The sequence below is a fragment of the candidate division WOR-3 bacterium genome, from assembly GCA_039804025.1.
Classification (GTDB): Bacteria; Hydrothermota; Hydrothermia; order Hydrothermales; family JAJRUZ01; genus JBCNVI01.
In genome coordinates this window covers 38,076-50,732 of sequence record JBDRZP010000006.1, presented here as the reverse complement: position 1 = coordinate 50,732, position 12,657 = coordinate 38,076, and the positions used below count along the sequence as shown (strand labels likewise).

The following is a 12,657-nucleotide window of genomic DNA, read 5'->3' as shown; positions in this document are numbered from 1 at the left end:
AGTTATGAATACGGTTATAAAAGTTAGGAATCTTCATAAAATTTATAAAAGACCAATTAAAGAGAAAGGGCTTAAAGGAGCCCTGAAAGAATTTTTTAAAAGAAAATATGAAGAAGTTTATGCATTAAAGGGAATTAGTTTTGAAGTTTATAAGGGAGAGATTCTTGGTTTTGTTGGGCCAAATGGTGCAGGTAAAACAACATGTATGAAGATTCTATCAGGTGTTCTTTATAAAACAGAGGGTTATGTGAGTGTTCTTGGTTTTGATCCATTTAAAAGGGAAAAAGAGTTTTTAAAAAAGATAACATTTGTTATGGGGCTTGAAGGGTTTTTAGAGGAGATAGTATGGGATATATCAGCAAGAGATGGTCTTGATTTTATAAAAGACTTATATGAAGTTGATGATAAAATATTTAAGAATAATTTGAATGAAATGGTAGAAATACTTGATGTGAAAGATATTCTTGATGTTCCTTTAAGAAGACTTTCAAAGGGTCAAAAGATGAGGCTTGAACTTATTGCAAGTTTAATTTATAATCCAGAGGTATTATTTTTAGATGAGCCAACACTCGGTCTTGATATTGTTTCACAGAAAAATATAAGGGAATTCATAAAATATTATGTTGAAAAGAATAAAGCAACATGTATTCTAACAAGTCATTATATGAAGGATGTTGAGGAGTTATCTGATAGACTTATAGTTATAAACAAAGGTGAAATAATTTATGAGGGAAAAGTAAAGGGTGCAATTGAAAAATTTTCAGGTAAGAAATTGATAAAGTTCAGTTTGAAAAATGAAAAGAAAAAGGATGAACTGGAGAAAATTTATTCTAAAATTCATAAGGATGAGGAAGAGGAGGGGGTTTATAGAATTTTAGTTAATAAATCTGATGCACTTCTAATTGCAAGGAATTTGTTCCAAAATTTTGAAATAAGCGATATTGTAATAGAAGAGCCTGAACTTGAGGAGGTGTTAAGGGATGTTTTTGAAGAAAGCTTATAAATATATAAGTGTTTCAAAGATCAGTATTCTTCAATCTCTCCAGTATAAGGTAAACACATTTTTTCTTTTATCAATTATAATAATTCCGCCTCTTACTTATTTTTTCTTATGGAAATCAGTTTATGATCAACAAGAAATTATTGGTGATTATAAATTATCTGAATTAATAACATATTATATAATTTCTTATTTTTTTCTTGAAACAAAACCACACGCATGGTGGGAAATAGCAGATTCAATAAAGAATGGAACATTTTCTAAATATATAACAAAACCTATTAACTATTTTTTATTTTATTTTTTCTCTGCATATTCTTATTTATTTACCTGGTGGATTTTTGCTATTTTGGGTGTAATTTTATTATTTTTTGTTTTAAAAAATTACATAATTTTACCCTATGGGCTTTTGCCTTTCTTTTTATCTTTTTTATTTGGTTTTTTAGGTGGTGTTTTAGGTTATATAATTGAATACTTATTAAATCTCCTTGCCTTCTGGATTGAGAGGCCTTTTGCTTTTTTAAGAATCTTAGATCTATCAGTATATTTTTTATCAGGTTCAATAATTCCTCTTGATTTACTTCCTTTTAAAAAAATTTTTCTTTTTCTCCCTTTTAAATATATAAGTTTTTTCCCGGCGCAGATTTTTATTGGTAAAGCACAGAGTGTAAATATTGTGATTGAACTATTTATGTTAATTTTATGGATAATATTCTTTTATTTTCTTTCACAGATAGTTTTTTATTTTGGTAGAAAAAGATATAGTGCTCCTGGGAGTATATGAAAACTATATTAAAATTTTTATTTTTAAAATTAAAATCTCATATAGCCTTTCGGCTTGATGCATTTTTGCAGATCCTTTTTGGCTTTTTAGATTCCTTATTTGCATTTTTATTTTTCCAAGTTGTCTATTCTTATGTAAATAGTATTGTTGGTTTTGAAAAAGGAGAAATTTATATTTTAACAGGCACTGCGTATTTACTTGATTCATTATACAAAAGTATTTTTGGAGCAGGTATCATTTCTCTTTCACAACTTGTTAAAGAAGGAAGGCTTGAAAAGTATTTAATAAAACCCTTTAATCCTAAAATTATTATTGCTCTCAGAGATCCAAGATTTGATTGGTTTTACAGATTTCCTTCCTATTTTGCCCTTCTTGTTTATGGATTTTATCTTTTAAAAACTTTCCCTTCATTTACTGATATTTTACTTTATCTTTTTTCCTTTTTAATTTCTTTTATGATTTATTTATTTTTACATTACAATATTGTTCTTTTAACTTTCTGGATAATTGAAGTTTATAATCTTTACTACATAATTTATGATTTTTATGACCTTGCAAGATATCCAGAAAAAATTTATAAAGGAATTTTCAGAAAAATTTTTATTACGATAATTCCTGTTATAATACTTTCAAACTATCCGGTAAAATTTTTATTAAAAGAGAGAAATTTCTTTTTCCTTTTTTATCAGGCTTTTATTCTTTTTGTATTTTTTATTATTTTTGAATTTATGTGGAAAAAAGGTATTAGAAGATATGAAGGTGCTACTCTATAGATATAAAGAATTCATCATATTTAGGAAGAGAACCATATGCTTTTTATATTACTTAACAAGCTTTAAGATTTTTAACCCTAAAGGAAATAACAATTTTCACCTTTCTTGATTAAAATTTAACAATTAATCTGGAGGTTTAAAAAAATAAACATTAGAAATCTAAAGTCTTTATGGTATTCTATTAAATTGAAAAAAGTATTCTAAAAAAAGTATTATAATAGGGGTTTAAAAATGGAGGTTAAACTATGGGCTTCAAAATTTTAAAAGTTTTATCCTTTGTTCTTATAGGATTTTTCTATCAGGGTCAGGTTAGTATGAAAGAACTTAAGGGAGAATATGAAAAACCTCAAAAGGTATTTATTGAAGGGCAAAGAGGATGGGCTGAAAATGGAACATATTTATGGACAGCAGTATCAACTTATAATGTTGGAATAGGAACAAGTACACCTATCTATAAACTTGATGTTGTTGGTAATTCAAGGATTCAGGGTGATTTATATATAAATTCATGGCCAATTAGGATACAATCAGCTCCGAGTGCAGGACAGGTTTTAAAGTGGAATGCAGCCCAAAATGCATTTATTCCAGACGCAGATGCAGGTGGTACAGGAAATCAAGTTGTTTATACTTCGGAGGCAAGTACATCTTCTAATACATGGGTGGATGTACCCGGAATGTCTATTACTATTACAACAGGTAATCAAGGTGTTTTTGTATTGGCAGTCTTGAGAAGAACCAAACATTTTTCTTCAGGAAGTATTGGGTATTATAGGCTATTAATTGATGGTGTTCAAAAGGTATATGAAGAAGTTATATACGGTTTTACAAATGATACAAAAGAAATTGTTCTTTCCTGGTATGAAAATCTCTCAGCAGGAACCCATACGATAAAGGTTCAGTGGTGTACCAATGTTGCTACTTTATATATGAACGAAGGTGGAAAAGCAACAAGTAATCTTATAGTATGGAGATAAAAAATTAGAATTTTTAAATACTCTTTTTCTGTTTTTTAATATTATAAGAGTGATAAGATACTTGAAGGTGATATTATAGTCCAAAATTTTTATTTATTTCGGCAAGTTCAGGATTTTTCTTTGAATATTCCTTTAAGGCTGTAATGCAGTTCTTCTGTCCCATATTGCAAATCATATTGTAACAGCAACAATCCCAGCAAAGGAGCAACAACCCCGATAAAAATATAAATAAGATTATGTCTTATAAAAAGTAAAGAGTATTGAGAATGTTATGTTAGAATTTTTTTAACATTTCAATTATGTAATCTACCTCTTCATCTTCCAAACAAGGGTAAAGTGGCAAGGTAACTTCCCTTTTTGATAAATCTTCTGTTACATCAAGATAAATTCTTCCATACCTTTCCTTGATATAAGAAAAAAGATGAACAGGGGGATAATGATAGGAACACTGTATCTCCTTCTCCCTTAAATATCTTAGAAGTTCCTTCCTTTCTTTTTCATCTCCTGTAAAAATAGGATTTATATGATAGGAAGAAGGTTCATTTTCATCATAGGGAAATGTAAATTTACCTTCAATTTCTTCCCTTATTTTAAAATAAATTCTTTTTCTTTTTTCCTGCATTTCTTTTAGTCTTTTTAATAAAATATTCCCGAGGGCACCCTGAAGTTCAGTTGGTCTAAAATTAAATCCAGGAAAATTTATATCATAATTAGATACAAGATCTTTCTTTTCTACAGATAAATCTTTTATACCATGATTTCTCAGTAATTTTATTCTTTCATATAACCTTTCATCATTTGTTAAAACCATACCACCTTCACCTAAATGAAGATTCTTATTACCGTAAAAACTATAAACTCCTGCTATACCAAAAGTTCCAGCATACCTATTTTCTCTTTCAGCTGGAAAGGCATGGGCTGCATCCTCAATAAGATAAATTTTATTTTCTTTACAGAATTCTATATATTCTTTCATATCAACAATAAATCCTGCATAATACATAAAAACAAGTGCTCTTGTTTTTTTTGATAATTTCTTTTCAGCATCCTTTAAATCTATTACAGGATACTTTTCTGATATAACATCAACAAAAACAGGTGTTGCACCAAGATGAATTAAGGGTTCAACTGTTGCTGTGAAAGTAAAAGAGGGAACAAGAACTTCATCATATTTACCTATTTCAAGTGCTTTATAAACAAGGTGAAGTCCTGTAGTAGCAGAAGAAACAAAAACTGCTTTACTTTTAGTTAACTCTGCAATATTCTTTTCAAATTTTAAACATTCCTTTCCGAAGGATAATTGCCCTTTTTCAAGAACATCAAGTAAATAAGCCTTTTCTTCTTCTTTTAACTTTATTTTAAAATAGGGAATTTTCATCTTTTAAAATAATTTTCAATAAATTTTATTTCCTCAAATTTATCCTCTATTTTACCTTCTATTTTGTTTATTTTTATTTCTTTTAGAATTTTACCAATTTTTTCACCTTTGAATCCCATTTTAATTAAAAAATCACCATTAACAAAAATTCTTAAATTACAAAAGTTTTTTATAACACTTTTAATTTTATAATAAGGAAAATCTGATTTTAAAAGAGAAATAAATAAACTTTTATCCTTCATTTCATAACACCTTTCTTTTTTTTGATTTTTAAAAGAATTTAAAAATTCTCTCTTTTCATTTTTTTCAAGAAATGAATCTATTTTTTCTATATAATTTTCATTTTTTAGAATTATTGCGAGAATATATATCCAGTCTTCCTTTGAAAATTCCCTTGAATTTTTATCAAAAAGTTCAAGAAATTTTAATATTTTATTTTCTTCTTCCAGATTTTCTTCAAAATAACTTTTTAAAAGGTTAAATTTTAAAAGTTCTTCAATGATTTTTTTTCTTTCTTTCAGTATGCTTATTTCTCTTATTTCTTTTTTTATTCTTGGAAAACTTACATTTTTAATAAATTTTTTAGCCATTTCAAATTCTTCTTCAGCTATTTCTAAATCAAAATCAAGTTTTACTTTATACTTTATTGCTCTTATTGCCCTTGTAGGGTCTTCACGGAAACTTCCATTTTTTAAAATTTTTATTTTTTTATTTTTAATATCATTAATTCCATTATAAACATCAATTATTTTCATTTCAGGGTAAATTAAAAGGGCAACTGCATTAATTGTAAAATCCCTTCTTTTTAAATCCTCCTCAATTCTTTCTGCTTTTTCAATTTGGGGTAAACTTCCTTCCTTCAAATAATTTTCCTTTCTTGCCATTGCAAAATCAAACTCAAAATTATCAAATTCAAATTCATAGGTTTTAAAGGGGTAACTTTTATAAGGTTTTTTCCATTTTTTTGAAAGTTCTTCAATAAATTCCTTGGGATCTAATAGTAGAACAAAATCGAAATCTCTTATTTCCTCTTTTCCTAAAATTAAATCTCTAACTGCACCACCTACAAGGAAGAGTTCACTATTTAATTTTTTTGCTATTTCATAAATGTCTTTTATGTATTTATTTCTAAGTAATTTTTGAAAATCTACCATTTTTAAACTTACCTCTTGGATGATACTTTTCAATTACTTCATGTAAATGTGTTCTTGTTACATGGGTATAAATCTGTGTAGTTGAGATTGAGGAATGTCCCAAAATTATTTTTAAAGTTTTTAAATCGCAGCCATTTAAAAGCATATGTGTAGCGAAAGTATGCCTCAATATATGGGGATGTAATTTTTTAATTCCTGCTTTTATTGAATATTTTTTTAATATTTTCCAAAACCCCACCCTTGAGAGTTTTGTTCCATTTTTGTTTAAAAACAGAAAATCCGAATTTTTATTTTTTAAAATTTTATTTCTTTCTTTTTCTATGTATTCCTTTAGGTAAAAAAGACATATTTTATTTACAGGAATTATTCTCTCCTTTTCACCTTTTCCTTTAACTCTTATTACTTCTTCTTCAAAGTTTACATCACTTCTCTTTAAGTTTAAAGCTTCACTCACCCTCATTCCTGTGGCGTATAAAATTTCTATTAAAGCTTTATCTCTTAATCCATAAGGTTTTTCAATATCAATTGAGTTACTTAAGGCTTCAAATTCCTCATAAGTTAAAAAATAAGGTAATCTTAGAGATTTTTTAGGAAGTTCTATTAATAGTGTTGGATCCTTTTTAAAATTTTCCCTTTCTGATAAAAATTTAAAAAAACTTCTTAAAGTAGATAAAATTCTTAAAATTGAACTTTCTGAATAATTTTCTTTTTTTAATTCAGCAATAAAAAGTGTTATATCAAGGTTATCAATTTCAAATAAATTAATTTCATTTTTATTTATAAATGTAAAAAATTTTTCAAGGTCATTTTCATAACTTTCCTTTGTATTTATTGAATAACCTCTTTCAAGTAGAATATATTCAATAAATTTATTTTTTAAATCAAAAAGATTCAAGTTCCAAAGGTAAAGAAAACTTAATATTTTCCTCTATTCCACTTATTTCAATAACCTCTTCTGCACCATATTTTTTTAATTCTTCAATAATTTCCTGAACAAGACTTTCCGGAGTTGAAGCACCAGAAGTTATACCAAGTGATTTTATATTTTCAATTTCTTTCAAGGGAATTTCACTTTTATCATTTATAAGGTATGCTTTTGCTCCATATTTTTCTGCTATTTCCTTTAATCTATTTGAATTTGAGCTTTTTTGCGATCCTATGACAAGAAATATATCGGTAAAAGGAGCAATTCTTTTTACCATATCCTGTCTGTTCTGGGTTGCATAGCATATATCATCTGCTTTTGGTTTAACTATATTTTTAAATCTTTTCTGAATTTCCGTAATTAAATCCTTTGTATCATCAACTGAAAGAGTTGTTTGCGTTAATATTGCTATTTTTTCAAATTTTTTTCCATCAAGTTTATCCAGGTCTTCTTTTTTTTCAATAACAATTATTCTATCAGGAGCTTCACCTAAGGTTCCCTGAACTTCCACATGGTTTTTATGACCTATTAAAAGAATTAAATAATCGTTTTTTGCATAATACTTTGCCTCAAGATGAACTTTTGTAACAAGTGGACATGTGGCATCTATGACTTTTAATTTTTTTTTCTTTGCCTTCTCCCTGATTTCAGGAGAAACCCCATGAGCTGAAAATATTAAAATACTTTTTTCTGGAATTTCTTCAATATCCTCAACAAATATTGCTCCCCTTTTTTCAAATTCCTTAACCACTTTTTCATTATGAACAATTGCATGCCTTACATAAATAGGGGGACCAAATTTTTTCAAAGCAAGGTCAAGTATCTCAATTGCCCTTTCAACACCTGCACAAAAGCCTCTTGGTTTCGCAAGATAAATTTTAAATCCCATAGGTATATTTTAACCTTAAATTTTAATTATTTCAAAAATTTATAATTAGTTTAATTTTATTTTCTAGAAATCAACTCCAATATTTATTTCTGAATCAATTTTTTTCTTATGTTTCCATATTTTCTTATTTCCTGCAAATTTTTCATAATATTTATCTTTTCCTTTTCCATCTATAAATATTCCTATGCATTTTATATAATTTCTTAAGGAAGGTATTTTCCCTGTATCAATATTTGCTCTTCCAAGTGTTATTCCTCCCTTTGTTTTATACTCATCAATTCCTTCATAATCAATAAATATTCCAATTCCATTTGCATTACCTGCTCCTAAACTTAAATTAGGCGCTTCATATAAATCATTACCTTTATAATCCACTAAATATCCAAGAGAAAAATCATGTCCTGCTCCAATACCCATATTCATCTCTGTTTTATATTTATCATTTCCGTTTAAATCTAAAAGTGTGCCAATAGCAAAATGGGCTGAAGATCCCTGTGTATACCATATACCATTATATTCATCATTACCATTAAAATCTATTAAAAAACCTGAACCCATCCAGTATCCGCAACCCTGTCCAAAGACTCCTGAAAAATATTTATCATCACCATTTCCATCAATCAAAAAACCTGCACCTCCTGCAAGGGAGTGACCATCAGTGAAGTCAGCCCTTATTCCAAATCCCATACCCTGAGCAAGAGATACATTGTGTTTATCACTCTGAGGGGAGGGATACTTTACCGTATCATCCCTTGCAATATAAAAATCATTGCCCTCTTTATCGATTAATAAACCACATCCCTTAACAAATCCAAATCCCTGAATACCCTGAAACCCTTCATAGTAATCATCGCCTTTTAAATCACATAAAATACCTGCTCCAAATAAACCTGCACCTTCTCCATAGGCATCACAAAAATATTTATCATTTCCCTCAAAATCTAAAACTATTCCGTATCCAAATAAACCTGTTCCAATACTAATTTTTTCGCCAGAATATTCGTCATCCCCTTTTAAATCAATTAATATTGAAGTTCCACATAAACCCGCACCATTTCTTCCTCTATATTTATCTTTACCATTTAAATCAATCAAAATACTCAAGGGATAATCTTTATCTGTAATTGAAGAATTTAGGTATTCATCATTTCCATCAGGATCTATTATTAAAAGGTAAGGAGGAGAGTTATAAATATCATTTTCTTTTTTCCCTATAACTACCTTCCCGTAATTTGAATTTAACTCAAAGGTATTTTCAAATTTTGAATTTTTTAAGAATAAAAGCCCTTTTTGAATGAAAAAACTTATATCACTTGAAAGTTTTGAGATTATTTTAAAATCTAAACTTTCAATAATTTTTTCAATATGAGGATTTGAAAGACCATCTTCACCTTCTTCTTCAAAACCTTTAATTATTTTCTTTATATCTTCTTTTTCTATATTTTTTGTGAATTCATCTATTTCATTTAAATAAATTTTTATTCCCTTAAAAATTAATATTAAACCCTTTAACAAATTCTCATCAGAAACTGTAAGCTCCTCTTTAATACCAATTTGCTTTAAAATGTTATTAATATATTTACTTAGATTAATCTCTTTTAGAGAATCCATTAAAAATTTATGTGGTCTTTCAATTAATCCTCTCCTTACTCCTTCATCGATTCTTGCAAATCCAAAGTATGTTAAAGACCATAGGGAGTCACAATTTTCAAGTATTCCTTCTGAAATTATTTTTATATAAGTAGGTATCTTCAATGGTGAGAAAATTAAATTATCAAAAATTTTTAATCTGTATTTACCATATCCATAAATTTCAAAACCTTCTTTTTCAATTGATATTTCATTTAAAGAAATGTTAAGTTCTTTTGAAACCTTTAAAAAATATCTCTCTTCAGGGAAGATAAAATTTAATAAAATCAAAAATGTAATCATTTATTATTTTAAATGTAAGTATCTCCAACAAACAAACAGGTTAAATTAAATTATAATTCAGTTTCCTTAACCTATGATATATTTTTTATTGTTATTATAATTCCCAAGAAAACTATCACAAGGAGCCAGAAAATCATAAGGAAAATACTTATTTTCCCCCACTTTATTTCCTTTTCATTAGAAGTATAGATACCTTTGATTTTTCCTGCCTTGAAGGAGATGTAAATAAGAAAGGAAATAACTACAAGACCCATAATAAATGTGAGTAAAAATAGGAGAGTGCTTCCCAGGTCTAAATTTATCTTATAGTTAAAAATTGAGTAATCATACTGAGAAAGATAATTCATTCTCAAAATTTCCCTTCCATAACTCATGAAAAAAATTGTAATAAGTGATAAAAGTAAAATGATTTTGGGAAATGCATAAACCTTTTTTGAACTTACATAAAGGAAATAAAAGAGAACAAGAGAAAATATGATTCCTATAATAAGAAAGGGATTTAAGAAAAATTTAAACTCAAAGGGAACTTCTAATAAAAACCATATTCCAATTAAAATCTGTATAATCAAAAATAATAAAGCAATTTTAGAGCCAAATTTATAAGACCATTCAAGATAAGTTTTTTCAAAATCCTCTCTATTTTTAAAGTAATCCGAATAAAGCATTATGATAATTCCAGTCTGAATTAAAGAAGGTATTATAAAATGCAAAAATCTTGAAATTTGGAAATACTTTAAGTTAAGACCTGAGGTATTAACAGGTGAAAGTGATGTATAAAGAGACATCCATTTATCAGGTAATAGGGATAAATAGCTCAATGAATGAATTATAAAACCAGAGAACAAAAAGAGTAAAAGAGATAAAAGGACAAAAAATTTAAAAATACCTTCTCTTTTTTCCTTATTGTAATATCCGATATATACTGAAGTGTAAGCAATCATCATTGAGAATATAAATAGTGTCACATAAACTCCAAGAAGAGTGCTTGCTGTATAAAAGAAAACATCGTATATTACCTGAACAAAAAGAAGGGGTGCTATACCAAAAAGTATCGCAAGTGAAATAGAGATTGGTGTCATTTTAATTAAAGAGGATGATAGCCTTTTGCTGAATTCATCTCTTTTAAATGATAAATAAAGAGAAATTAAAAGTGTTCCGATTGTTAAATTTACAAAAAATATATGAAGAGTAAAGGTTAAAACCATAAGGAATTGGAATAAAAGAGGGAAAAAGGGTACTCCCATTTGGTCCTGTAAAATTTTAATTATATTTTTAACTTCCATTTTTTACCTCCCTTTTAAAGATATTAAATATTCAGCAAGAGCTCTTTTTTCTATTTCACTACCAAAAAATGGTGGCATATATTTATAATTTTCACCCATTAAATCAAGAAACTCCATTATACCTTCCACATCCTCAAAACCTATTCTCTCTATCATTTCTTTTAAAGGTCTTACTCCTTTATTTTCTAAGGAATGGCATGAAGAACATTCAATAAGTGCTATTAATTTTCCTGCTTTTAAAATATTTTTTTCATCAATATTTTTCATTTCAGGAGGTGTAAAAGGATAGATTTCAAGAATTCCCTTTCCATTTATTTTTGATACATCACTTTCAACTCCTTTTACTTTATGGTCAAAACCTATAATACAGTTTGAATATATAAATCCCGGAATTATATAGGGTTTTCTCAATATTTCCCTTATCCTTTCACCTGCAAATATACCTCCAAATAAAATTATTATCATTAAAAGAGAAGGTATGAATTTTGAGAGAAGTGTAGTAAAGTTGTTTAAAACAAAATATAAAAAAACAATAATTAAAGGTATAACAAAACCCATTTTAAGACCCTTTGTAACAAGAAGGGGATATATTTCTTTTGAGTGAGATGGTAAAGATTTTAAATATAAATATAAAAAGGGAATGGAGATAAGTATACTCAAAATACCGAGTAATGAAGCCTTTTTAATTACCTCATTTTTAACATTTTCATTTTTTACAAAATTAGTTATAAATATTGCATAAAGTGCTGTTATGGAAAACATTAATACTGTTCTTAATAAAAAGTGAGGAAAGTAGTTGGGATTGAAAAATCCGTAAAAGAAGTTTCCATTTAAGTTCCATTTACCTGTTGAAATCATAAAGGAGAGAATACCCACAATTATAGCCATGGTCGTCCAGGACCCGATTGCAAAGATAAGCCCTATTAAAAGATGGGTTTTCTTATCAACTTTTCCAAAGGTATAGTAATAGATAAATATTCCAAGAACTTCAATTATAAAAAACACCCATTCTGTAGCCCAACCCCAAACATAATTATGTATTATGCTTGAAATTCCCCTTGGTGAGGCGACCATTGTGGCAAACCATATTCCAACACCTGAAAGAGAACCAAAAATATAGGCAAAAACAATTAGTAAAAGGGCAAATTTTTTAACAAATTCAAGAAGTTCTTCCCTGTTTTCCTTGTAAGCCTTCCATTCCATATAAACATTAAACCACATAGCAGAAGTAGAAAGATGAGAGGGTAAAATATGAAAGGTAGCTAATATTGCTATAAGCCACCCAGAGGTTATCTGTGGTAAATAAAATATTGGATACATATTGACCCTCCTTATTCTAATTCATTTTACAGAATAATAGCACCTTTTTGGTATTATAACTTTTCCTTCCTTTTTCAGTTTTGATAAAATTTTTGTAACTTCTTTCTGGTCCATTCCTATTTTTTTTGCAATATCAGAAGGTCTCATTGGTTTTCCCTCTTTTTTTAGAATTTCTAAGATTTTTTCTTCCATATTTCCCTCCCTTTAAATTAAGGATTTGAACCTTAAAACTGGACTGAATTAGT

General features: G+C 27.7%; 12 protein-coding genes. 4 read left to right on the top strand and 8 right to left on the bottom strand.

Features of this window, described 5'->3' with window-relative positions; genetic code table 11:
- Positions 1–4 precede the first annotated feature (4 nt).
- The 4 genes from ABIN73_03390 to ABIN73_03375 all read left to right on the top strand — a co-directional run bounded on the left by ABIN73_03390 (position 5) and on the right by ABIN73_03375 (position 3,531).
- A complete protein-coding gene (locus ABIN73_03390; GenBank protein ID MEO0268767.1) occupies positions 5–1,003 on the top strand; it encodes an ATP-binding cassette domain-containing protein in 999 nt (332 codons plus the stop codon).
- Positions 981–1,784, top strand: coding sequence for an ABC-2 family transporter protein (locus ABIN73_03385; GenBank protein ID MEO0268766.1), 804 nt, complete (start codon positions 981–983; stop codon positions 1,782–1,784). The genes ABIN73_03390 and ABIN73_03385 overlap by 23 nt, the downstream gene beginning before the upstream one ends.
- Positions 1,781–2,557 carry an ABC-2 family transporter protein gene (locus ABIN73_03380; protein ID MEO0268765.1) on the top strand — a complete coding sequence of 259 codons (777 nt, stop codon included), beginning with the start codon at positions 1,781–1,783 and terminating at the stop codon, positions 2,555–2,557. Before ABIN73_03385 ends, ABIN73_03380 begins: the two co-directional genes overlap by 4 nt.
- Positions 2,558–2,802: 245 nt before the next feature.
- Positions 2,803–3,531 (top strand): hypothetical protein, encoded by a 729-nt coding sequence (locus tag ABIN73_03375; protein ID MEO0268764.1) that lies wholly within the window; start codon positions 2,803–2,805, stop codon positions 3,529–3,531.
- Positions 3,532–3,805: 274 nt separating this feature from the next.
- On the opposite strand, the gene ABIN73_03370 is transcribed toward ABIN73_03375, so the two are convergent.
- The 8 genes from ABIN73_03370 to ABIN73_03335 form a co-directional block, all read right to left on the bottom strand.
- On the bottom strand, positions 3,806–4,909 hold the full coding sequence (locus ABIN73_03370; GenBank protein MEO0268763.1) for a DegT/DnrJ/EryC1/StrS family aminotransferase: 1,104 nt from the start codon (positions 4,907–4,909) through the stop codon (positions 3,806–3,808).
- The gene (locus tag ABIN73_03365; GenBank protein MEO0268762.1) at positions 4,906–6,063 is read right to left on the bottom strand and encodes a hypothetical protein; all 1,158 of its coding nucleotides are present in this window, start codon (positions 6,061–6,063) and stop codon (positions 4,906–4,908) included. The genes ABIN73_03370 and ABIN73_03365 overlap by 4 nt, the downstream gene beginning before the upstream one ends.
- Positions 6,038–6,958: a site-specific tyrosine recombinase XerD gene (gene xerD / locus ABIN73_03360; protein ID MEO0268761.1), complete on the bottom strand. Its 921-nt coding sequence runs from the start codon at positions 6,956–6,958 to the stop codon at positions 6,038–6,040. Before xerD ends, ABIN73_03365 begins: the two co-directional genes overlap by 26 nt.
- A complete protein-coding gene (gene ispH, locus ABIN73_03355; protein MEO0268760.1) occupies positions 6,945–7,877 on the bottom strand; it encodes a 4-hydroxy-3-methylbut-2-enyl diphosphate reductase in 933 nt (310 codons plus the stop codon). The genes xerD and ispH overlap by 14 nt, the downstream gene beginning before the upstream one ends.
- 63 nt (positions 7,878–7,940) lie before the next feature.
- The gene (locus ABIN73_03350) at positions 7,941–9,809 is read right to left on the bottom strand and encodes a hypothetical protein (protein MEO0268759.1); all 1,869 of its coding nucleotides are present in this window, start codon (positions 9,807–9,809) and stop codon (positions 7,941–7,943) included.
- Positions 9,810–9,880: 71 nt separating this feature from the next.
- On the bottom strand, positions 9,881–11,092 hold the full coding sequence (locus ABIN73_03345) for a hypothetical protein (protein MEO0268758.1): 1,212 nt from the start codon (positions 11,090–11,092) through the stop codon (positions 9,881–9,883).
- Positions 11,093–11,095: 3 nt separating this feature from the next.
- Complete coding sequence (locus ABIN73_03340; protein ID MEO0268757.1) at positions 11,096–12,412, bottom strand: cytochrome c; 1,317 nt, start codon at positions 12,410–12,412, stop codon at positions 11,096–11,098.
- 21 nt (positions 12,413–12,433) lie between these two features.
- Entirely contained in the window at positions 12,434–12,604 is a 171-nt protein-coding gene (locus tag ABIN73_03335) for a winged helix-turn-helix domain-containing protein (protein ID MEO0268756.1), read from the bottom strand.
- Between the last annotated feature and the right edge of the window lie 53 nt (positions 12,605–12,657).

Bases quoted from the DNA above. Each gene is read 5' to 3' on its own strand.
- ABIN73_03390 (MEO0268767.1), top strand. From the start codon at position 5: ATGAATACGGTTATAAAAGTTAGGAATCTTCATAAAATTTATAAAAGA.
- ABIN73_03385 (MEO0268766.1), top strand. From the start codon at position 981: ATGTTTTTGAAGAAAGCTTATAAATATATAAGTGTTTCAAAGATCAGT.
- ABIN73_03380 (MEO0268765.1), top strand. From the start codon at position 1,781: ATGAAAACTATATTAAAATTTTTATTTTTAAAATTAAAATCTCATATA.
- ABIN73_03375 (MEO0268764.1), top strand. From the start codon at position 2,803: ATGGGCTTCAAAATTTTAAAAGTTTTATCCTTTGTTCTTATAGGATTT.
- ABIN73_03370 (MEO0268763.1), bottom strand. From the start codon at position 4,909: ATGAAAATTCCCTATTTTAAAATAAAGTTAAAAGAAGAAGAAAAGGCT.
- ABIN73_03365 (MEO0268762.1), bottom strand. From the start codon at position 6,063: ATGGTAGATTTTCAAAAATTACTTAGAAATAAATACATAAAAGACATT.
- ispH (MEO0268760.1), bottom strand. From the start codon at position 7,877: ATGGGATTTAAAATTTATCTTGCGAAACCAAGAGGCTTTTGTGCAGGT.
- ABIN73_03350 (MEO0268759.1), bottom strand. From the start codon at position 9,809: ATGATTACATTTTTGATTTTATTAAATTTTATCTTCCCTGAAGAGAGA.
- ABIN73_03345 (MEO0268758.1), bottom strand. From the start codon at position 11,092: ATGGAAGTTAAAAATATAATTAAAATTTTACAGGACCAAATGGGAGTA.
- ABIN73_03340 (MEO0268757.1), bottom strand. From the start codon at position 12,412: ATGTATCCAATATTTTATTTACCACAGATAACCTCTGGGTGGCTTATA.
- ABIN73_03335 (MEO0268756.1), bottom strand. From the start codon at position 12,604: ATGGAAGAAAAAATCTTAGAAATTCTAAAAAAAGAGGGAAAACCAATG.